The sequence below is a fragment of the Leptolyngbya sp. FACHB-8 genome, assembly GCF_014695575.1.
Classification (GTDB): Bacteria; Cyanobacteriota; Cyanobacteriia; order Elainellales; family Elainellaceae; genus Vacuolonema.
The window spans coordinates 17923-38473 of sequence record NZ_JACJOO010000038.1 but is presented as its reverse complement, the minus strand read 5'-3'; the positions used below and the strand labels follow the sequence as shown (position 1 = coordinate 38473).

20 protein-coding genes are annotated in these 20551 nt (G+C 50.6%); 12 read left to right on the top strand and 8 right to left on the bottom strand.

The genetic code is table 11. The annotated features are described in order from the left end of the window. Nucleotides 1–615 precede the first annotated feature (615 nt). Entirely contained in the window at nucleotides 616–1647 is a 1032-nt protein-coding gene (locus tag H6F91_RS07815; RefSeq protein WP_190770530.1) for a helix-turn-helix transcriptional regulator, read from the top strand. Nucleotides 1648–1959: 312 nt separating this feature from the next. Here the strand turns inward: H6F91_RS07815 and polA are convergent, their stop codons facing one another. Beyond that, nucleotides 1960–4845 (bottom strand): DNA polymerase I, encoded by a 2886-nt coding sequence (gene polA, locus H6F91_RS07810; RefSeq protein ID WP_190770529.1) that lies wholly within the window; start codon nucleotides 4843–4845, stop codon nucleotides 1960–1962. Between the two features lie 240 nt (nucleotides 4846–5085). Then, nucleotides 5086–5502 (bottom strand): alternative ribosome rescue aminoacyl-tRNA hydrolase ArfB, encoded by a 417-nt coding sequence (gene arfB / locus H6F91_RS07805; RefSeq protein ID WP_190770528.1) that lies wholly within the window; start codon nucleotides 5500–5502, stop codon nucleotides 5086–5088. Between the two features lie 594 nt (nucleotides 5503–6096). Between arfB and H6F91_RS07800 the strand changes: the two genes are divergently transcribed. The 3 genes from H6F91_RS07800 (at nucleotide 6097) to H6F91_RS07790 (ending at nucleotide 10109) form a co-directional block, all read left to right on the top strand. After that, nucleotides 6097–7110: a TauD/TfdA family dioxygenase gene (locus H6F91_RS07800; RefSeq protein WP_190770527.1), complete on the top strand. Its 1014-nt coding sequence runs from the start codon at nucleotides 6097–6099 to the stop codon at nucleotides 7108–7110. Between the two features lie 128 nt (nucleotides 7111–7238). After that, the gene (locus tag H6F91_RS07795; RefSeq protein WP_190770526.1) at nucleotides 7239–7994 is read left to right on the top strand and encodes a ferritin-like domain-containing protein; all 756 of its coding nucleotides are present in this window, start codon (nucleotides 7239–7241) and stop codon (nucleotides 7992–7994) included. Between the two features lie 189 nt (nucleotides 7995–8183). Continuing rightward, nucleotides 8184–10109, top strand: a complete 1926-nt coding sequence (locus H6F91_RS07790) for an ABC transporter ATP-binding protein (RefSeq protein WP_190770525.1) — start codon at nucleotides 8184–8186, stop codon at nucleotides 10107–10109. Nucleotides 10110–10293: 184 nt separating this feature from the next. Here H6F91_RS07790 and H6F91_RS07785 read toward each other — a convergent pair whose 3' ends face one another. The 5 genes from H6F91_RS07785 to H6F91_RS07765 all read right to left on the bottom strand — a co-directional run bounded on the left by H6F91_RS07785 (nucleotide 10294) and on the right by H6F91_RS07765 (nucleotide 13041). Beyond that, nucleotides 10294–11469 (bottom strand): DUF4336 domain-containing protein, encoded by a 1176-nt coding sequence (locus H6F91_RS07785; protein ID WP_190789287.1) that lies wholly within the window; start codon nucleotides 11467–11469, stop codon nucleotides 10294–10296. Beyond that, on the bottom strand, nucleotides 11462–11623 hold the full coding sequence (locus tag H6F91_RS07780; RefSeq protein ID WP_190770523.1) for a hypothetical protein: 162 nt from the start codon (nucleotides 11621–11623) through the stop codon (nucleotides 11462–11464). The genes H6F91_RS07785 and H6F91_RS07780 overlap by 8 nt, the downstream gene beginning before the upstream one ends. A gap of 3 nt (nucleotides 11624–11626) precedes the next feature. Further along, nucleotides 11627–11815 carry a CPXCG motif-containing cysteine-rich protein gene (locus tag H6F91_RS07775; RefSeq protein WP_190770522.1) on the bottom strand — a complete coding sequence of 63 codons (189 nt, stop codon included), beginning with the start codon at nucleotides 11813–11815 and terminating at the stop codon, nucleotides 11627–11629. Between the two features lie 153 nt (nucleotides 11816–11968). After that, nucleotides 11969–12502: an FKBP-type peptidyl-prolyl cis-trans isomerase gene (locus tag H6F91_RS07770; protein ID WP_190770574.1), complete on the bottom strand. Its 534-nt coding sequence runs from the start codon at nucleotides 12500–12502 to the stop codon at nucleotides 11969–11971. 215 nt (nucleotides 12503–12717) lie between these two features. Further along, nucleotides 12718–13041, bottom strand: a complete 324-nt coding sequence (locus H6F91_RS07765; RefSeq protein WP_190770521.1) for a phasin family protein — start codon at nucleotides 13039–13041, stop codon at nucleotides 12718–12720. Between the two features lie 366 nt (nucleotides 13042–13407). On the opposite strand from H6F91_RS07765, the gene H6F91_RS07760 reads away from it, so the two are divergent. The 8 genes from H6F91_RS07760 (at nucleotide 13408) to H6F91_RS07725 (ending at nucleotide 20228) form a co-directional block, all read left to right on the top strand. After that, nucleotides 13408–13713, top strand: a complete 306-nt coding sequence (locus H6F91_RS07760) for a TIGR03792 family protein (protein ID WP_190770520.1) — start codon at nucleotides 13408–13410, stop codon at nucleotides 13711–13713. 388 nt (nucleotides 13714–14101) lie between these two features. After that, nucleotides 14102–14458, top strand: a complete 357-nt coding sequence (locus H6F91_RS07755; RefSeq protein WP_190770519.1) for a zinc ribbon domain-containing protein — start codon at nucleotides 14102–14104, stop codon at nucleotides 14456–14458. A 404-nt stretch (nucleotides 14459–14862) separates the two neighbouring features. Further along, nucleotides 14863–15135 carry a GlsB/YeaQ/YmgE family stress response membrane protein gene (locus tag H6F91_RS07750; RefSeq protein WP_190770518.1) on the top strand — a complete coding sequence of 91 codons (273 nt, stop codon included), beginning with the start codon at nucleotides 14863–14865 and terminating at the stop codon, nucleotides 15133–15135. A gap of 167 nt (nucleotides 15136–15302) precedes the next feature. Beyond that, nucleotides 15303–16649 (top strand): hypothetical protein, encoded by a 1347-nt coding sequence (locus H6F91_RS07745; RefSeq protein WP_190770517.1) that lies wholly within the window; start codon nucleotides 15303–15305, stop codon nucleotides 16647–16649. A 198-nt stretch (nucleotides 16650–16847) separates the two neighbouring features. Continuing rightward, entirely contained in the window at nucleotides 16848–18317 is a 1470-nt protein-coding gene (locus H6F91_RS07740) for a TldD/PmbA family protein (protein WP_190770573.1), read from the top strand. Nucleotides 18318–18487: 170 nt separating this feature from the next. Next, a complete protein-coding gene (locus H6F91_RS07735; RefSeq protein ID WP_190770516.1) occupies nucleotides 18488–18928 on the top strand; it encodes an NUDIX domain-containing protein in 441 nt (146 codons plus the stop codon). 356 nt (nucleotides 18929–19284) lie between these two features. Beyond that, nucleotides 19285–19830 carry a DUF1003 domain-containing protein gene (locus H6F91_RS07730; protein ID WP_190770515.1) on the top strand — a complete coding sequence of 182 codons (546 nt, stop codon included), beginning with the start codon at nucleotides 19285–19287 and terminating at the stop codon, nucleotides 19828–19830. Nucleotides 19831–20027: 197 nt separating this feature from the next. Continuing rightward, nucleotides 20028–20228: a hypothetical protein gene (locus H6F91_RS07725; protein ID WP_190770514.1), complete on the top strand. Its 201-nt coding sequence runs from the start codon at nucleotides 20028–20030 to the stop codon at nucleotides 20226–20228. Between the two features lie 62 nt (nucleotides 20229–20290). Here H6F91_RS07725 and H6F91_RS07720 read toward each other — a convergent pair whose 3' ends face one another. Further along, nucleotides 20291–20497: a hypothetical protein gene (locus tag H6F91_RS07720; protein WP_190770513.1), complete on the bottom strand. Its 207-nt coding sequence runs from the start codon at nucleotides 20495–20497 to the stop codon at nucleotides 20291–20293. Nucleotides 20498–20551 lie beyond the last annotated feature (54 nt).

Below are 20551 nucleotides of genomic sequence, written 5' to 3'. Positions count from 1 at the left end.
TCTTATTTGATTGAAGTTTTGGGTTGCATGTTTTCATCCTGAAGCCCAAAGGACAAAAATGGGTTGTCCCATGTTAAGTGAGACAACCCATTTTTAATCTCAGTTTGGGGCAAGCCAAATGGGCGAGTTCGAGTGCCGCACAACACGCAGCACTCGAACTCGCCCTTAACCCGAGCTCAAGCTTTTTTATCTCTTAAGGAAATTTAGACGGCTATATAGCGCTGTGCGGGTTGATTAAGTAACCTCAGTTCGGGTTGAGGGCTTTTTCGAGTGCCGCGCGAAGCGCGGCACTCGAAAAAGCCCATTATTGCGTGCGCGATGCGCACGCAATAATGGGCGGTTCGGCTTATCCCGTACTTAACGCACTTGCACAGCGCTATAAAGCCAATGTTAAGGATTTTATGGTTATTCGACCGGTCTGACATACTTCCTGTTAATTTTTTATCGTTCTAGAGGGAATTTATACGTAGATTTCCTGACCAGATATCCGGAAGAGCGATCGCACATAGCGAAAGACTATTCGATGAGTGGGTGAATGCCTACAGGTGTGGATATAGGTTCCATTCTGTTCGTCGGTCTTTATCCAACTGAAGAGTAGCACTGAGGTCATTAGTTATGGTTGCCACAACGACGTTTTACCTGGAAGGCCAGGATCAGGCCAGAATTGCATTAACTCGCGAAGGGCTGAGCGCACTACTGGTACAAGTGGAAGCAGAATTGCATCGCAGTGAAACCTATCAAGAGGCAATCAACCGCTTTGGTCAGGGCGTCGAGGAAACAGCTCAATCTTGCCAATTAATGATTCGCGCCGTTGGGCGAGAAGCCATTCGTCTCGCTCTACGACAGGTCGTGCGCCAATACCGTACGGCTCCGTCTGCCTCGCCATTGCCTGAGCAAGCCCCTTCCCCACTGGTTGCGCCTTCCCTGGAACCAGAGCTAAGCACCAACAATACCTCCGCCCATTCAGAACCTGCTCACTTCATTCGTGTTCCTGAACCACAACATACCCAGCCCACAACGGCACCCTCTGCCGGCCCATCTCAGCTAGTACCACCCCCTCCGCCTCCTCGTGCCATTCAACGGGTCGCTTTAAAGCCACCTCTATCTCTCGAAGCCGAAAAACGGGCCGAGATGTTGCAGCAAATTGGGCAGGCCCTCCGCGAAGCACGAGAAGCACAAGGCATCTCCCTGGAACAGCTTCACCTCAAAACCTGGGTACCCATTCATCAACTGCGGGCACTAGAACTGGGCGAGACCGATAAACTACCCGAAGATGTTTATATCCAAGGATTTTTGCGTCGTCTTGCACCTGTGTTGAAGGTAGAAGCCACTGAGCTGCAAGGATATTTGAAACCCTTACAAACTCCTCGGAGTGCTGTTCCCTCCTGGTACCAGGACGAATCCTCTCCGGCTCAATTGCAACCGGTTCATCTCTATATGGGTTACGCTGCCCTCATGGCCGGAGCCGCTGGCGGCTTAATGTGGATGTCTCAACAGCCTCATGCCGTCCAATGGAGCCCCGATCTACAACCAAGCTCCGTCGTGCAACCGTCTGCCGATATCGATGACATTGGGGCACCCCAGGCAGCCGGAGGGGGAGGCGCGATCGCCAGCCCTGAAACCGTCCCACCCCAAGCCCTACGATAAAACTCACGAGGTACAGAGTAGATTAACATCAGCTCAAGCCAAAGCTCCCTCACAACGCTGAGTCGAGAGCGTCTCTCATTGCCATAAAAAGAAAGTCACTAAAGAATACGACGTTGCTGTATCCCCATTCCAACTCCCCCAACCCCCGAGGGAGTTGGAACCCCCTATCCAAACTTCGCCTCCCCCTTCCCTGCTATAAACCTTTGCCTGGGTAGCTAACCTCAATCCGGTATAAGCTGAAGTGCCCATTTTGGCGTGCGCTTTGCGCACGCCAAAATGGGTGTTTTCGAGTGCAGCGCTATACCCTCTGTTCTATTTCGCCTCCATCCAATTTGGCCCCGCATTCATCTCCACCTTGAGAGGAACGCTTAAACTAACAGCCGACTCCATCGCAGACTGAATTTCTGGCTTTAAGGTCTCCCATTCTTCAGGCGCTACCTCAAAGACCAGTTCATCGTGAACCTGTAGTAGCAGGTTCGATTGATGCTGCTTCAAAATCTCGTGGAGGCGAATCATCGCAATCTTAATAATGTCAGCACTAGAACCCTGAATCGGGGCATTTGCAGCAGCTCGTAGAAGCTGAGCATCATACTGGTCACGAGCACGAATCTTGTTCAAGTCAATCGAATCAGGATCCCGACCGCGCAAAACCTGCATATCAGTTGTGTTGAAGTTGAAGTACCGGCGGCGACCCAAAATAGTTTCGACGTACCCCTGAGCCAGTGCCTCCCGCTGCATTTGTTGCAGATATTCAAAAACTTTAGAATAACGTTCGTAGAAGCGATCGATAAACGTTTTTGCTTGAGCCGTGCTAAAGCCTGACTCTCGCGCAAACCGCTGCGCTCCCATGCCATAGATCACACCGAAGTTGATAGTTTTCGCTAACCGTCGTTCATCGGAGGTGACGTCATCTTTCTCAAATAAAAGACGCGCGGTTAACGCATGGACATCTTCGTTGTTTTGATATGTTTCGATGAGAATCGGCTCCTGGCTCAGGTGAGCAAGAATCCGCAACTCAATCTGTGAATAGTCGGCCGCCACCAACAGCCAACCCTCCCGAGGCAAAAAGGCTTTGCGGATTTGGCGGCTGAAGGCCGTGCGAGTGGGAATATTTTGTAGATTCGGGTCAGAGGACGAAAGCCGCCCTGTTGTCGTAATAGCCTGGTTAAAGTCGGTGTGCACACGATGGGTATCGGGCCGTACCAGAGCAGGCAGCGCATCCACATAGGTGGATTTCAACTTGGACAACGAGCGATATTCGATGATGTAGTCGATTACCGGGTGATCACCCTGCAATTTCTCTAAGGTCGCCGCATCTGTGGAGTAACCTGTTGCCCGTTTCTTAGACTTTCGATGGTTTAGCTTTAGTTTTTCAAAGAGCAATTCGCTCAATTGCTTAGGAGAACCCAGCTTAAACTTTTCGCCCGCTACCTCGTAGGCGTGTTTTTCAATCATGGCCAGGTCTTCTTCTAACTGCTTCGAGAAATCCGCCAGGTACTCCTGATTAATGCGAATTCCCGTATATTCCATCTCCGCCAGAACAGGCTCCAAAGGCTGTTCAACAGCTTCCAGTAGTCTTCGGAGTTGAGGTAGAGGCTCCATCCTGGTCCGTAGCTTCGACACGAGCAGATACGTTGTGTGGACATCGGTGCCACAATAATCAGCGACATCCGCAATGCTGACATCCGCAATCGTTTTTCCCTTGGGGACCAGATCGGTATAACTCTTGGTGATCAGGCCCAAATACTTGAGGCTCAGTTCGCCGAGGTTGTGTTTCTCCTCTGGGTTGAGCACGTAGCTGGCTAGCATCGTGTCAAACACCACTCCAGCCAAGCAAATACCCTGGCAGCGCAACACCAGGCGATCGTATTTAGCATTCTGCAACGCCTTGGGATAGGCTTTGTCTTCTAGAATCGGACGCAGCACTTCTAGCACAACATCTTTATCTAGATTCGTGCCATGGGTATGACCAACCGGGATATAAGCCAAGTCCGATGGTCCCGGCCCCCAGCAGCAGCCAATACCGACCAGGTCTGCATCCCGAGGTTCCAACGAAGTCGTTTCCGTGTCCCAGGCGACAGGCTTATCGGGGTCGGTGTAGGTGATTAGAAGGGCCAGCAGTTCTTCTAACTTCTCATTGGTATCAATAATTTGAGGCTGGATATTGGCAGTGCTGGTTGTGTCTGTATCTTCTGCACTGAAGAACCAGAGATCGCTATCCTCAGGTTCCTCTTCCTTAATAGGAGTCACTTCTACCTTCTCATCAGCAGGAGGTAAGCCGTTAAAGCGATCGCGCAACTGCCGCAACTGCCCCAAAAACGAGCGAAACTCCAGCTTCTCAAACATAGGAACAATGGTTTCCTCGTCAAACCCTTGCAGCTTGCACTGCTCCAGATTGACATCCACCGGCACATTCAGATGAATTTGGGCCAGGTATTGCGATCGCAACGCATCATCCTTCCCAGTCTCCAACTTCGTCCGTACTGCCTTCTTCGGCACCTCATCCAGCCGTGAGTAGACTTCTTCCAGGGAACCAAATTGCCTCAACAACTCTACTGCCGTCTTGTTCCCGATTCCCTTCACGCCCGGGATATTGTCGGAGCTATCCCCACATAGGGCTTTGTAATCAACGATCTGAGACGGTTCGACGCCCATTTTCTCACGCACCTGTTCCACGCCAAACTCCCGAGGCGGCGGTGTGCTTTTACCAAAGACGGTGCTGAGGTAGAGAATGGTGGTTTGCTCGTTTTCGTCAATGAGCTGAAACAAATCGCGATCGCCCGTCAAGATCTTCACCCGAAACCCTTCCGCCACCGCTTTTCGGGCCATCGTCCCGATCACGTCATCTGCCTCATAACCGGGAACACTACAGAGCTGGAGATTGAGCGATCGCAACAACTCCTGCAAGTTCTTCAGGTCCGGCATAAAATCTTCGGGCGCATCGGGACGACCTTCCTTGTACGTTTCGTCTGCCTCGTGGCGGAAGGTACGCTCGCTGGGGTCAAACGCAACCATTACATACTGCGGATTCTCAATTTTCATCATGTCCAACAGTGCTTTTAGAAAGCCGTAGGACACGCTGGTGGGGATTCCCGTAGAGGTGCGCAGGCCGCCATCCTTTCCTTTAGCGTGAGCAAAGTAAGAGCGGAATGCGAGGGAATGACCGTCGATGAGAATCAGCAGCGGTTGAGAAGACATGAGGACGTTGAGTGGATGGGTGGACGAGTGGGCGAGTGAATGGGCCTAACCCATGTAGCTTATACCAGGAAAGGGGATGTTGGCAGAAGCAGGGCCGGGGCACCAGCAATTCTCGTTATAGGCTTCAAAGCCGAGAGTTTGCGCCCGCCGGGCGCAAACTCTCGGCTTTGAGTCCTGAAAATAGCCCACCTTCGGCGGGCTATTTTCAGGACTCAATTCAAAAACAGCAGCCAAGAAAACCTATTCCTCGATGACTTTACCTCGCAGGGACTTGACCTGCGATCGCCGAGTTTTGCTATCCAATCGTTTTCGCTTAGAACTAGCAGTCGGCTTACTCGGTTTACGTGGCTTCGGCACCGTCACCGCACTGCGAATAAGCTCCTGTAGGCGTTGTAGCGCATCCTCTCGATTCTGTTCCTGGCTGCGATATTCCTGCGCCTTAATCACAATTACGCCATCCTTCGTAATGCGCTGATCACTACGGCTTAACAAACGCTCTTTATAGCGCTCTGGCAACGACGAAGCCGGAATATCAAATCGTAAATGAATGGCAGTTGCAACCTTATTTACATTTTGCCCGCCCGCCCCCTGCGAACGCACCGCACTCATCTCAATCTCATTGTCTGGAATACTCACTGTATTTGATATTTTCAGCATGAGATCTAAACACCACAACAAAGCCAAAGCCCATATTTCTCCTATTTTGACTCAGATTTGTTCTAAACCCGAATACAAATTCTTCTGCCGAAAGACATATAGCGCTGTGTATGTTGATTAAGTACGGTGGTGTGGGGCACTTCGTGCCCCACACCACCGTTGCTGTACTTAAACTTACATACCGCTATATAGCACCGTTCGAACTGGTGAGGTATGAGAGATAAATACGGGACAGTGCCCCACATAGATCTCTCGTGTCTCACAGTTCGGAAAGGGTTATTCGTAGAGCATTGTGATGAACATAAGACCCAAACGGTTGTGCAGCCCGCAAAACAGAAGATCCCGCCTTTTGGGCCTTAGGCTTAAGTAGTAAGGCTAAATACTGATGATAAAAAGTGGTGCAGCGTGAAGCACTGCACCACTTTTTATCATCAGCATTTAAACCGACATGATATTACAAACAATTAGCAAAGTTACCCAAAATCCAAGAATTAAACAGCTACGATGAAGGCTTCTATCGCTAACAGGTCAAAATATACAATCTGCAGGCGATAAATCCATTAAATTAGCGCTTAAACCGTTGAGGGAAACCCTATGCAGCAGGCGATCGCATCACCCACCTCCGTCACCCCTGATGTGCAAATCATCGATTGCAGCAGCTTCGATGAAACTACCATGAACCTGTTCCTCGCACCCGGCCCCAACCCTTACAAAGACACCGAAGAATTTTTATTAGATTGTGAAATGCGTGCCGACGAAATGCCCCGCTTCGTCCGCCGGATGCTATTAGAATTCCAAGTTCGCTCCAACCCTGAAGGAATTCTACTGATTCGCGGCCTCCCCATTGACCCCGGCCTCTATCGCACCCCCACCCCCTCTGATGGCCTGCGCTCTGCCAGCAAAACCACCTACGTCAGCGAACGCTGTCTTTCCATGATTGGCAGTCGCCTGGGCCACCTTGTCTCCTACATCCAGGAGAAAAACGGCGACCTCTTCCAGAACCTCGTGCCCGTTCAGGGTAATGAACGTGTTCAGGCCTCCAGCGGTTCTCAAATCCGTCTGCAATTCCACCGCGAAACCGTCTTCCACCCCTACCCTCCTGAATTCCTGCTCCTCTTCTGCCTCCGCCCCGATCACGATCGCCTTGCCGAAACAACCTACGCCAGCATCACTCACGCCCTGCCGCTGCTATCTGACACCCACAAAGATTTGCTCTTCCAACCCCTTTACCGCACGGGTGTGGATTATTCCTTTGGCAACATCCAAAGCGACAAAACCAACGGCAAAGTGCTTCCCGTCCTCTACGGTAATCGCAACGACCCCTTCCTCAACTACGATGAAGACCTGATGGAAGCCATGACCCCCGAAGCTCAGGAAGCCTTAGAGGCATTAAAAGCCGCGATCGCCTCCGTCTACCGGGGCGTCAAACTCGGCGTCGGCGACCTCCTCTGCATCGACAATCGCCGCACAGCTCATGGGCGCTCCTCCTTCGTCCCCCGCTACGACGGCTTCGATCGCTGGCTCCAACGCTCCTTCGTCGTGCGCGACCTGGGATTATCCGCTGTTGACCGGAAAGGTGATCGCATCATCCGTACTGCTTTTAATTGAGGCAGGCCGGAGACAGAGGGCAGAAGGGTGAGTATGAGTGGATGGGGTATTCCCTTCTGCTTACTGCTCTCTGCCTTCTTTGTTGAAATCGTTTAGAATCACCGTGACTCCCTACAGCAGAATCTCCCATGAACTTTCTGACGCAATTGCTTCATTTGGTGGGTTCGGGTGCATCCGCTTACATTACTGCGTATAATCTGCGGCACTTACCAACCCGGCCCACCATGCTTGCGGGCTTTCAGTTAGCAGAATCCGGCTCCGTTCCTTTCCTGGAAGCATTGGCCGAGCGGGCTGAGCGAGAGGGCGATCGCTGGCTCTCTGAACGACTCACAAAACACGCCCAGGACGAACGCCGCCACGGTCAAATCTTCGCCCAGGCTCTGAAGCAACTGAATAAGCAGGCGATCGATTTCTCCAAAATGCCTGAACAGACCGACGAGAATTCTAGCGATCGCCGCAGTCCCTTTTTCGATGCCTACTTTGCCAATTACACCCGAGAGCAACTGAGCCCTCAAAACATGGACTGGACCGTCTTCTTCGCTAGCACCTACATCCTGGAGCTAGACGCCAGCCGTGATTTTGTACGGATGGCCCGAGTATTTGAGGGTGACGCCGTGAATGGCAGCTTGAACAAGGGACTGTTGAGCATCGCGCAAGACGAAACAGGCCATGCTCGTTATTTAAAGGAAGCGATGGAACGTCGCCTTTCCTATAACGAAGTGAACGACCTGATTGACGAGTGGCGCACTCGGAAAGTGAACGCGTTGCTGGCGATGGTTCGCAATCTTATGGAGAAAGGCGGCAAAATGGCTTCTCTAGCAACCGATGGTGTCCCTGCTGAAATGTCTGAAGGAATGGCTGAGGCCGCCGAAGTTGCGGTCTAATCACAACAGTCTCCGGGTTTGGTGGTGTGAGCGCCCACACCACCAAACATAGATTGATTTCCACAGTAAAGTACTGGCAATAGAACTGTTTCATCTCATTCAGATTCCCGACAAACCTTGGATTTTGGCCAGGGCTGCTAGAATTTGTGAATCTCTCCTTCCATTTCACGGGTTCCTGCCCTACCTCCCATGAGTGATACCGTTCTCGACGTTCGCAACCTGGAAGTTCACTTTCGCAACGATGGTCGCTTAGTGCGGGCTATCGACGGCATCTCCTTTCAGCTCCAGCGAGGGCAAACCCTGGGGATTGTGGGAGAGTCAGGTTCAGGAAAATCGGTGACAGCTTTATCCGTGATGGGGTTAGTGCCCAATCCTCCCGGACGCATTGCTGGCGGAGAGATTTGGTTTCGGCCAGAAGGGCGGGAGCCTGTAAATTTGGTGGCGCTATCTCAAGAGCAGTTACGGCAGTATCGGGGCGGGGAAATCTCCATGATTTTCCAGGAACCCATGAGCTCCCTGAACCCTGTTTATACCTGTGGCTTTCAGTTAGTGGAAGCGCTGCGGTTCCACAACCCGGATATGCCGGAGCCAGAAGCACGCCGTCAGGCCATTAATCTGCTGCAAGAGGTAAAGCTGCTGCCCAGCGATGAAGACTTGGAAGAGCAGGTGCGGCAGGACTGGTATTCGAGCCGGCCCATCAGTGCAGATTCCGGCGCGAAAATGAGCGATCGCGACCTCATGCTTGCCGTCAACGAGCGCAAGCAAGCCATCCTCAAACGCTACCCCCACGAGCTATCTGGCGGGCAAATTCAGCGGGTGATGATTGCCATGGCGATCGCCTGCGACCCCAGCATTCTTATTGCCGACGAACCCACTACCGCTCTGGATGTCACCGTCCAGGCCACCATTCTCGACTTACTGCGAGAGTTGCGGGCCAAGCGGGATATGTCCATCATGTTCATCACCCACGATTTGGGCATCGTGGCAGAAATTGCCGATGTGGTAGCGGTCATGTATCGCGGCAAAATTGTGGAATTTGGCCCGGTACTCGAGATCTTTTCCAACCCCAAGCATCCCTACACGCGAGGCTTGCTCACCTGCCGTCCCCAACCCGATCGGCGGTTGCGCTACCTACCCACCGTGTCTGATTTCATGGAGGTTGAGACCGGAGTAGACGGACAAATCATCATTCGCGAGAAGCCCCAGGATGCCAGTCAGGCGTTACGGATTTTTGCTGAAGTAGAGGATGGAGAGGTGCGCGATCGCCTCACCCAACTCCAAACCCAGACGCCGCTTGTCAACGTCAAAGATCTGCAAGTCGGTTTTCCCATTCGTGGCGTGTTGGGACGTACCCAGCAATACTTTATGGCAGTGAATGGGGTGTCTTTTGAGGTTTACCCCGGCGAAACCTTAGGGTTAGTGGGTGAATCTGGATGCGGTAAATCAACTCTATCGCGGACGCTATTGCGACTCATTCCATCCATGGGTGGCAGCATCGAGTTTGAAGGTCGCGACATCACCAAGGCTTCATCGCAGCAACTGCGCCAGATTCGCCGGGACATGCAGATTATCTTTCAGGATCCCTTCAGTTCCCTCGACCCGCGCATGAGCATTAAAGCTGCGGTCATGGAACCTCTGAAAATTCACAAGGTAGCGCGCAGTAAACGAAATCTAGAGGAACGTGTCGCCTACCTGCTAGAGCGAGTCGGGCTGAACCCGGCCTGGGGCGATCGCTTCCCCCATGAGTTCTCCGGTGGTCAGCGACAGCGCATCTGTATTGCCCGTGCCCTTGCCCTTAACCCTAAATTCATCATTTGCGATGAATCCGTTTCAGCCCTGGATGTGTCGGTACAGGCCCAGGTTCTAAACCTGCTAAAAGCCTTACAGGATGAGTTCAAACTCACCTATATCTTTATTTCCCACGATTTGAGTGTAGTGAAATTTATGAGCGATCGCATTATGGTCATGAACCGAGGCCGGGTCGAAGAAATCGGCCCGGCTGACCAGGTGTATCGTCATCCTGAGGCCGCTTATACCCAAAAGCTCATCGCCGCCATTCCCACCGGCAGCATTGATGCAATTCGTCAGCAACAATTACAACGCGATGCCAGTTAATTAATGCCAATTAATCAACCTCAGTGCGGGATAAGCTGAAGTGCTCATTTTGGCGTGCGCTTTGCGCACGCCAAAATGAGCGTTTTCGAGTGCCGCGCGTTGCGCGGCACTCGAAAACGCCCTTAACCCGAACTCAGGTTAATCAATACTGAAAGAGCGAGGTGTTAGCACCCCACTCTTTCCTTCAAGGATTTCTGGGGGCTGTCGCAACCCCCAATCTTAGCAACGTTGCCTCGATCGCCTTCACATATTGCAAGTCATCCTCCGGCAATGAATGCTGAGTCTGAGCAAGTGCATTGGGCTCCAGAAAGGCAAAGGCCTGTCGGAACTGCTGCGGTGTTGCATGAATGGGTGCATCAAAATGAGCCGCAATAATCCGCTCAAACGACCAACCCGCCACCCGTTGCACCCACTCGTGCACCAGCTTAGGCGCTTGCGGAAAAATTAGCGTTTGCAAAATAGGCGCAACGAACGGCCGCCCACCCGCTCGCAACCCCTCAAAGGATTGCGGCCAGTCGGGCCGCCACCGGAACGGATAGAAGCCAAAGTAGGCTTTGCGGGAGCGATCGCCCGCCTTCCATGCCTCCCGTAATGCCTGCCCTAACCCCACAATTTCGAGGCGACTGGGGCCAAAGTAAATGGCAAATAGGGAAATGCGCTGCCAACCCTTGCGCCGATTTGCCTCTGTATCTTCCATCGGCTCCAAAGCAGTGTCTCGGGAGTGGAAGAGGAGCGGGTAGGGATCCAGTTGGGCGATCGCCGGTGGTTCTTCGGGTACCGACAGCACCGTATCCGTTACTAGTAACGTATGAGAAGGACGGTGGAATACGGCCACCTCCACAAACGCGCCCCGACCCAAATCGAGTTCTAACACGGCATAGTCGATTTCTCGCCCAAAGGGAGCCAGAGAGCTGTCCGTTGGTAATTCTTGCGTTCGCTGGGCCGGAAACCCTAACCAACTCAGGGGCAGGTTAAAGGGAAAGCTCCACTGTCTGGGTGCAACAAATACTTGAGCCTGCGGGAAGTAACGGGCGAACGGCCCCACAAATATTTTGTGTTCCAGTCCAGAACTAGTCGGCAACAGAATGTATTTGACTTCGCCGTACTGTGCCACCAGCTCCTGTACCAGACGAATACACTCCCGAGTGGGCGCAACAGGCGCATAAACAAATAGCCCACCGGAATCGAGCCGTATCACCGTCATGCGGATGGGCACCACGGCGTAAAGGATGCCGTGCATCTGGTCAAACGTCCAGATACGATCTGGCAATATTTCGGTACGGAGAGTTCGACGTCTACCGTAGGGGTAGAGGGGTAATAGGGGCCAGAAACGCCACTCCCAATCTCTTTGATCAGTCATCTGCAATACACCAGGCCAGGATACCGCCCACAATACCTAATGTCAGCCAGAGGGGAATGTGTAGCCAGGAAAGGAACGTCGCAGGCCACACCACCAGCAGGCGAAACATTAAAATCGTGGCGACTAACAACACACAACTTAGCAGAACAGACATGGCCTACCCCTCGTACTCCGTGTCGATTTCTACTTCCAGGGTATCTTCATCAAAGCGGATATAGAGAATGTTAGGACGACAGCACACCTGACAGTCCTCCACATAAGATTGCTGGCTTCCGGCACTCCAGTCCACAAAAGTCAGGTTGGGCTCGCCACAATAAGCGCAGATATATTCAGCCGTGTTTTCCATAGCAACCGAGAATAGGTACAGAGCCCAAATATAAAACGTGCGCAATGCATTACACCGCGCACGTTTTATATTTGGCTTTTTGAATTGTTCTAGAGCCTGCTTTAAAGGTTTTTGCGCCTTGCAAAAAACTTCCAGTGAGCTTTAAAGCGCAGCTTAGCCGCCAATACGCAGCAATTCGACATCGAAAATCAGCGTAGCATTGGGGGGGATCACACCACCTGCACCCCGAGCACCATAGCCCAATTCGGGGGGAATAATCAGTCTGCGCTGACCACCAACACGCATAGAAGCAATCCCTTCATCCCAACCCCGAATAACCTGACCAGCTCCCAGCCGGAAGGAGAAAGGTTGGTTGCGATCGCGCGAGCTATCAAACTTGGTGCCATCCTCCAGGGTGCCCGTGTAATGGACGAATACCGTTTGCCCAGCTTCAGGCATCGCTCCGGTACCCTCGACCTCATCCGTGTATTTGAGACCAGAATCAGTGGTCACAACATTTTCGTTTTCCGCCATAGCAATTACCTGAGGGGTGGATGAATCAACAATTTTTGTAGCGGCTGGTTGCGAGATAGACGACTCAGATTGGGGAGCGGCGATCGCCTCCTGGGTCTTTCCGGCAACCTGTGCAACCACAATCACCACCAGGCACACCACCATAACGCCAAAGCTAATCAAAATCTCACGCACAGCAACCTCCAGTAGCACGGTGAACAAGATAGCAAAGTTGGAAATGACAATCAAAGAACGAGGCTCGAACTTTTTAGACAGCTCAACAGCCCCTATCTCCATTTTCCGCCTATGCCCTTTTCAGTTTACCGTCTAAGCGTTTAGCGGGTTCATAAAATCCAAACAAGAGAGGGTGTGAGCAAGCCCACACCCTCTCCTAGATTTGTAAGCCTGCATTAGCGCCAAAGCTTGTTTTCTAGATCGCGAATTTGCCGCTCCAGACGATCTAGACGGCCCCGCAGTTCATCCATCTCACTCTGCCGAGGTACACCCAAATCTTGCATGACGTTCCGCACTTGCCGTTGCATTAAATCTTCTACGCTGCTCTGGTCTGTGCGTAATTGCTGCATAACATCATTCACCATCCGAGTTGCCTGATCAGGGTCAATCTTACCCTCGCGCACCCACTGGTCTGTGGCCTCCCGAATCTTATCGGCCACTAACGATGTAGTTCCGATACCCAGCATGAGCAATTGTTTGAGTACGTTGTTAGTATCCATCTCGTCTACCTTGGCAACCCCCACATTACGACAGTCATTCTAGTTGGACGTAAACGGTTAATTGCGATAAACCTCGCAATTAAAGATAAAACTTTTCTGACAGCGCGGCATTAGGACAGCTCATGTGAGTGCTTCATGGACAGAGCGCACTCCTTCTCGACCCACTGGCCCTGCTTCCAGTCTTATTTTGACAAATTCCATCGCGTCTCTCAGACCCAAGAGGGTGCGGAAATCCGTCAAATGCTATAGTTCGGACAGTTTTTCTGATTTTCTGAAAGAGTTGTTTTTGGGTGGAAGTGCCTGCACACAAGGAATTCTTTCAGAAAATCAGAAAAACTGATTGGTGTGTCGTGAAGGAGATCAAGTGTGGTCATTGAATGGCTGAATGTGGCAGTTCAAGCGGATTTGCGAGAACAGTACGTACAGAAAGATGAAGAGATTTGGACACCCGTATTAGCCCAGTACCCTGGCTTTTTGGGCAAGGAAGTATGGATTAGCCCGGATGACCTGTCTAATGTCGTTTTGGTCATACGGTGGGCCAGCCTGGAAGAATGGCAGGCCATTCCCCAGGAGGTACTGGACAAAACGGAGGCCCGGTTTCAGGAAGCTATGGGTGGCGAAACCTACCGGATTACGGACTCCAAACGGTTTCAAGTGCGGAAGTATTCATAACCATAAAGCTTGTCTTGATGGCTACAGCGCTTTGCGCTTGAATCAGCCACGGTTGTTTTTGTGAGCGCGCGGAGCGCGGCTCTTACAAAAACAACCAGATCAGGACTTACGCATTTGTGTTGTGGATGGGGTGCGAAGCACCCCATCCACAACACAAATGCGTAAGTCCTGCAGATTTTAAGCGCTTGAAACGCGCTGTAAGCATTACTTGACGTGTTGCTATGAAATGGGAGGTAGAACCACAGTTCCACCTCCTATTTCATAGCTCCGTCTAGCAACGGGTTGCCTGGAGTGTAAGTTAGGGTAATAGTGAAGAACCTAAACAGAGCCTTCTTCGTAAGTACGTTCTTGAAAAAAGCTGACTCTGTCCTTCTATCCTCGCTTTCCTATGCCGTCCTGCCCCCGTTGCCACCAGCAAGTTGATGCTCAGGCGATCGCCTGCCCTTTTTGCCACACCGAGCTCAAAGCTCACGGCCATCCCGGGATAACGCTACATCGGGCGATCCAGGAGGGCTATCTGTGTGATACCTGTACCTATCATGCTGATGACACCTGCAACTTCCCTCAGCGCCCTTTTGCCAAGGAGTGCACGCTTTATCTAAATGTAAATCGTGTCAGCAATTCCAAACCTTACAAGCCCACCTTCAACACAACTCTACAAGGTTGGCTTCAACGAAATGCAACCTGGATAGTGCTGGGTTTGTTAATTGCCGTCAGTCTATTTCTGGCGATTAGCGGTCGTTAGGGGCTCACTTTGAGCTTTACCGCACAAGATTCCGAAAAAGAATCAACCCTTTGTTGTACTGTCAGAATAACAAAGGGTTGATTCTTTTTTTAGACCTATCATCGGCGTATCTAAACTCAGTAACAGAAACCCTCATTTGCTACTTTCAAAATATCCTTAGAGCTTCTATTAATAAGCATTAATATATCGAATCTAATTTTTAGAAGGGGTTAATTCTACAAACCCGAAGTATCCTCAGGATTACTTCTTCTAGTGAACATATCTATAAGATTGCTTACGCCTTTATATCTCAGCATGTTCGCCCCTAGGATAGACGAATTCAGCTTGTGTGATTGATATTCTAAAAGTGTTGAATGCCTAGGGAGATTTCTCAAACGACTAGGCTACTGTATGGAGAGGCAACTATGAATATCTTAGCTTGGATTGTATTGGGTTTGATTGCTGGTGCTATCGCGAAGGCTATTTATCCTGGCCATCAGAGTGGCGGTCTTCTGGGTACATTGATTCTTGGTATTATTGGTGCGTTCGTTGGTGGAAGCCTTTATTCCTTGCTGACCACAGGAACGTTAGCGTTAACAGCATCGGGTCTGAGCATTGGTGGCATCGTTGTTGCGGTTTTGGGCGCCATCATTGCACTGTTCATCTACTATGCTGCAATGCGTCGTAGTGCAATCTAGTGGGATCGAGTGAAGCAATAATTGTTTCCGGTGAAGTTCCGCAGAAGTTGACGGTATGTCAATTTCTGCACTGCTTCCCCACGCAAATCTATAGCATCTGCTACGTCTAGCAGATGCTTATGTGCGTATATGTCAGAAAACATTTATTACACCGAAATTCAAAGACTATGAGTACTCCCCTGGAGCGTTCTGCTGAACTCAAACAAGCTCTACTAGATTTTGTGTTTGACGCAGAAGGCGATGTTGCTGTCGCGTTGGAAAGTTTTACGAAAGCTCAACTGGAGAAATGGTCTAAGTCGCCATTTCAAGGCCAGAGCCAAAGCACGATGGCAATGGATATGTTTATTACTGAGGGGAACGTCGGTAACAAAACCCCGATTGATTGCTTTATGGATGAGTACGCCGAGCTGACGGAGAGCGATCGTCAACTCCTAACAACATGGCATCGTAGTTTTAATGGCTTATTCCAGGTCATGGAACGTTCATCCACAGGCTATGAACTGATGAACTGGCTGACAACAAAACGTTATCAAGTTCTACCTAATGGTTTACAGGAAGAAGCCAAACTATCCCGACTAAAACCCGGCGAAATTTTGGTCACTCGAATTTCTCCCCTTTCTGAAACGGAGTGGATTTTTTCGGGGCCAATGGAGCTGCTTGGAATGCTTGGAAAACCCAAACTAGCCGTTGCCATTGGAAACTTTAAAGATAAATATAGGCAACACCTTTACGGTGATGCACCCGAACTATTAGAAGAAGCTTGGCAATCGGTCGAGAAATATCACCAGGAATTCGCAGACTTCTTTGGAAGCTCTGAAGTGACATTACCGGGCTATGAATTTGAAAAGAAATTCAAAGAGTTCCAGGAAATCCTCACTAAGAAGCAATTGGAGCAAGCGGGTATTGATGGTTCCAAATCCCTTAAGGAATTAGCCGAAGAATCCGGCCTATCCCCCGAAGAAATGGAGGAAATGACCGGGGATTTGGGCGAAGCGCAAGCGGCCAATCAACTGCTGAATAGCGGCAAATCCATCCGTATGATCATGCCCAAAGTGGAACTGCCCAAGCCGTTGCAGCGGGCTGAACACTTAACGGCAATGCTGCATCCTCGTTGGGGTGCCAGCTTTCTGGAGGATTATCAGTTGCTGCGCGATCGCCTGAGCCAGGATAGTGACACCGAGACTGAGGGGTTGGATAAGCAAATAAAGAAGTATCTAGAAGACGCCACAATCAATCCTTACATCTGGCAAAACCTGGCCAAAGACTATCCAAAATCCCTCGAAAATGCCCTGCGTCGGGTTCTTCAGAAACCAGATTTCGATATTCAAAAGGATTTGCAAACCACATTGGAATCCTACGGGAAACCAGCAGAACCCGAATTACCGGAAATTGCCAGCGTTCCTCTGCATCTCAATGACCTGTTCCAGGAGGCGTTAGCCGAGGTCAACCGGGATAAAAACAAAGGTAAGTCCAAAGCCAAACAGAAGGCCAAAACCGGCTTTGGCGTACGCTAAACCTCTTCCTCACACACAGCACAGGATTCTCCGGTTACACCTAAAACCCGAGAATCCTTTTTTTGCAACATCTACCTATCTACCCCCCTACCCCTAGAGGGCAACCCGCCCCCCTACCAACCCCAATCCCTTGCTAGACTGAACATTGAATGTCTACAGAAATCCTCTTCCAAGGTATTGCCGATGCGACTTGCCACCCTGCCGGATGCTCTGTTGGTTTCCAAGCAAATTCCTGAACTCAGCTATAGTGCGACGCGCGATCGCTTTGACGAATCCTGGCGTGCACCTCTCTCCACACTGCTGGGCTTGGGCCGGGCTGCAGGAGCCGACTTCATCGAGTTTTTCCTGGAGCGCACCAACTACATCAGTTGTCAGGCCGAAGAGGACAACATCACCAGCATTTCCCCTAGCATCAGCCTTGGTGCCGGAGTGCGCGTCTTCAAAGGCTTGGCTGACTGCTACGTCAGCACCAACGACCTCACCTTTAATGGCCTCAAAGCCGCTTTAGAAAAGGGCTTGTCCATTCTTGGTCTGATCCTTCCCAGCCCCAACGCCTTTGTCCCCGAAATCAACCTGGAATTGATGCGGGACTACGCGACCGTTCGCAACAAAGATAGCTGGCTCACCAACTGTAGCCCCATGCGCGAAATGGGCGAAGTGCTTCTGGCTGCCAATGCCGATGTCGGTAAGAAAGCCACTCACATTCAGTCCCGTCGCGCCGTCTACTTCCGTGACTGGCAGGAAGTGTTGGTCGCCGCTAGCGATGGCACCTTCGCCCGCGACATTCGCCTGACCCAATCTGTGGGTTACAGCTTGCTTTGTGCCGATGGCGAACACCGTACCTCCATTGGTAAGCGCGTTGGTAGCACCAGCCAACCCGACTTCCTTCGCACCTGGAACTACGAAGCTGATGGCGATCAGGTAGCAGAATCTGCTGGCAAAATGCTCTATGCCGACTATGTTGAGTCCGGCACCTATCCCATCATCATGGCCAACGAGTTCGGCGGTGTTATCTTCCACGAAGCTTGTGGTCATCTGCTCGAAACCACCCAGATCGAGCGCAAGACTACTCCCTTTATGGATAAGAAAGGCGAAAAGATTGCTCACGAAAATCTCACGGCCTGGGATGAAGGGCTTTCCACTGACGCCTTCGGCACCATCGATATGGATGATGAAGGGATGCCTACTCAACGCACCCTGCTGATCGAAAACGGCATCCTCAAGAATTTCTTGAGCGATCGCGCGGGTTCCATGCGCACCGGTCATCCCCGCACCGGCAGCGGTCGTCGCCAGGGTTACACCTACGCAGCCGCCAGTCGCATGCGCAACACCTATATCGCCCCCGGCAATTTTGATGTCAAAGACCTGTTTGCCTCCGTTGACAAAGGCATCTACTGCAAAAACATGGGCGGCGGCAGCGTTGGCGCTACGGGACAATTCAACTTCGCCGTTTCCGAAGCCTACCTGATCGAAAATGGCGAAATCACTAAGCCCCTCAAAGGCGCAACCCTCATTGGTGAAGCCACGGAGATCATGAACAAAATCTCCATGTGCTCCAAAGACCTGAGCTTGGCAGCAGGCTTCTGCGGCTCCGTCAGCGGTAGCGTCTACGTCACCGTTGGTCAGCCCCACATCAAAGTGGATTCTATCACCGTTGGTGGACGTTAGATTTTGAGTTGAATCTTTAAAGAGAAAGGAGGGGCGATCGCCCCTCCTTTCTCTTTAAGGCAATTGTCTCGAAAGGTTTGTTAGATCTTCCGAATAAGAGTGATTGAAACGGTAGTTTATCCTGTGCAAAACACAGGATAAACTACCGTTTTGGATAAAGAGAAGAATAGATGGGAGCAAACCAGATTCGGGTTATTGCAATTTGTGTGTTTCGGTGTGAAGATGAAATCCTTGTAGCCGAAGAGTTTGACCACGTAAAGGAAACACCATTTTATCGACCTCTTGGAGGTGGAGTAGAACCAGGGGAATTGGCGATCGCTGCCATCCAACGAGAGATCCTGGAAGAACTTGAAGAATCCATTCATCAGGTGCAATTGCTGGGAGTGTTGGAAAATCTATTTGAGTACGAAGGGAAACCGGGTCATGAAATTGTGTTTGTCTTTGATGGTCAATTCGTAAATCCTGACATTACCCAGCAAACTATTTTGAGAGGGATGGATAGTGGCGATCATGTCATTCAGGCTAGGTGGCGATCGCTCGACAGCTTTGACTCCTATCATCGCCTTGTGCCAGAAGGACTGATGCAGCTTCTAATTACTCAGCCTAATTAAATATAAGACCTAAAAGGTTGCGTTGTTTGTGAAGCGAATGGCACAATCTTTTAGGTCTTATATTTAACTGAAATTACCTGCTTAACCTCAGTTCAGGATAAGCTGAAGTGCTCATTTTGGCGTGCGGTTTGCGCACACCAAAATGGGCGTTTTCGAGTGCCGCGCAACGCGCGGCACTCGAAAACGCCCTTAACCCGAACTCAGGTTACTTAACAGAAATACCCAAGATTTTTGTTTTTTTAGTTCTTAGTTGCAAAACCATGAGCAGCGTGTACTAAGCACATATTGATTACAGGCTTTAGCAAAACCTTCTGGAGTGTTGTATACAGAGATGTATCCATTTCAGGCGTCTGAATATGCACTCATCTCCTCCAACCCAAGGTAAAGTTCAGCCGAATGTTACACCCGAAGAATATCAGCTTATTCAGGATTTGCGGCAACGAAACCCAGCCCAAAATCCACCTCGAATGCCATTAACGTTAGGACAACGGTTAGCTGATTTGGTGGCAACAGCCGTTGGTTCGTGGCGATTCATTATCATTCAATCCACGCTCCTCATTCTATGGCTTATTACAAATTCAACAGGCTTCATTAATCATTGGGATCCTTATCCTTTTATCCTGCTTAACCTCATGCTTTCCTTTCAGGCTGCCTACACCGCGCCTATCATCATGATGAGTCAAAACCGACAATCTATCGTCGATCGCCAGGAGGCGAAGCATGACTACGAAGTTAATCTCAAAGCAGAACTAGAAGTCGAACTATTACAGGACAAATTGACTACACTTCGCGAACAAGAACTGGCTGAAATTCTTCAACTTCTTCGCGTACAACAGGAGAAGTTAAACTCCTTAGAGATAAACCTAACAAGCCTTCTAATCAACCGTGACAACGAACACTGATTGTTACAACCCTCTGCGATCTGGCGAGGTACGGAAGAAGGAGTGGAATATCATCCCACATCCCTCTCTCGTACCTCCTCAATTGGAAATGCTGTATTGCGGTCAAATCAGCCTTCTGGAAAAGTGGCACACTCTGTTAAGCGATACTGTAGTTCTTGGACTACACTTGTAATACAAAGGTTAATTGGAGATAGCCAATGGCTCAATACTTAAAGCGGTGGGAGTCGCCTCGCCGTGAAGGACGAAATGATAAAGGCCGAGGTGGCAGTGCTCGACAGCGACAACTCCGCAAACAGTTCAAAGCGCTGAAGAAAAAATTACAGGGCGATCGCCCCACGAAAGGAGGAGAGGCTTATCTCTCCTCCTTTTTCATATTCAGCCCACCCACCAAAAGCTAGAGGCCAGATTTTGCTACCGTTAAGCGACAGTAGAATCTGGCCTCTAGCTTTTGGTGAGACCATTAACGCTCTTCCACCTCAGAAGACTGAGTAAATCGCAAAATGGGGAGGCGATCGCCCCGAAACACCTCTTCACTGGCCTGACTCAGGCCCATCATCAATTCACTCACAGCACGCCCCACAATTAAGCCCGCCAGAAGCGGCACTGTGGCAACACTGAGAAGCAGGTCATGGGGCTCCAACTGAAATTCACGCTTCTGCTCAGCCATAGATCCCTCTGCTACATCGCAATCTACTTCTCCTCCTATCTTGCACTAAAACCT

Bases quoted from the DNA above. Each gene is read 5' to 3' on its own strand.
- H6F91_RS07815 (WP_190770530.1), top strand. From the start codon at position 616: ATGGTTGCCACAACGACGTTTTACCTGGAAGGCCAGGATCAGGCCAGA.
- polA (WP_190770529.1), bottom strand. From the start codon at position 4,845: ATGTCTTCTCAACCGCTGCTGATTCTCATCGACGGTCATTCCCTCGCA.
- arfB (WP_190770528.1), bottom strand. From the start codon at position 5,502: ATGCTGAAAATATCAAATACAGTGAGTATTCCAGACAATGAGATTGAG.
- H6F91_RS07800 (WP_190770527.1), top strand. From the start codon at position 6,097: ATGCAGCAGGCGATCGCATCACCCACCTCCGTCACCCCTGATGTGCAA.
- H6F91_RS07795 (WP_190770526.1), top strand. From the start codon at position 7,239: ATGAACTTTCTGACGCAATTGCTTCATTTGGTGGGTTCGGGTGCATCC.
- H6F91_RS07790 (WP_190770525.1), top strand. From the start codon at position 8,184: ATGAGTGATACCGTTCTCGACGTTCGCAACCTGGAAGTTCACTTTCGC.
- H6F91_RS07785 (WP_190789287.1), bottom strand. From the start codon at position 11,469: ATGACTGATCAAAGAGATTGGGAGTGGCGTTTCTGGCCCCTATTACCC.
- H6F91_RS07780 (WP_190770523.1), bottom strand. From the start codon at position 11,623: ATGTCTGTTCTGCTAAGTTGTGTGTTGTTAGTCGCCACGATTTTAATG.
- H6F91_RS07775 (WP_190770522.1), bottom strand. From the start codon at position 11,815: ATGGAAAACACGGCTGAATATATCTGCGCTTATTGTGGCGAGCCCAAC.
- H6F91_RS07765 (WP_190770521.1), bottom strand. From the start codon at position 13,041: ATGGATACTAACAACGTACTCAAACAATTGCTCATGCTGGGTATCGGA.
- H6F91_RS07755 (WP_190770519.1), top strand. From the start codon at position 14,102: ATGCCGTCCTGCCCCCGTTGCCACCAGCAAGTTGATGCTCAGGCGATC.
- H6F91_RS07750 (WP_190770518.1), top strand. From the start codon at position 14,863: ATGAATATCTTAGCTTGGATTGTATTGGGTTTGATTGCTGGTGCTATC.
- H6F91_RS07745 (WP_190770517.1), top strand. From the start codon at position 15,303: ATGAGTACTCCCCTGGAGCGTTCTGCTGAACTCAAACAAGCTCTACTA.
- H6F91_RS07735 (WP_190770516.1), top strand. From the start codon at position 18,488: ATGGGAGCAAACCAGATTCGGGTTATTGCAATTTGTGTGTTTCGGTGT.
- H6F91_RS07730 (WP_190770515.1), top strand. From the start codon at position 19,285: ATGCACTCATCTCCTCCAACCCAAGGTAAAGTTCAGCCGAATGTTACA.
- H6F91_RS07725 (WP_190770514.1), top strand. From the start codon at position 20,028: ATGGCTCAATACTTAAAGCGGTGGGAGTCGCCTCGCCGTGAAGGACGA.
- H6F91_RS07720 (WP_190770513.1), bottom strand. From the start codon at position 20,497: ATGGCTGAGCAGAAGCGTGAATTTCAGTTGGAGCCCCATGACCTGCTT.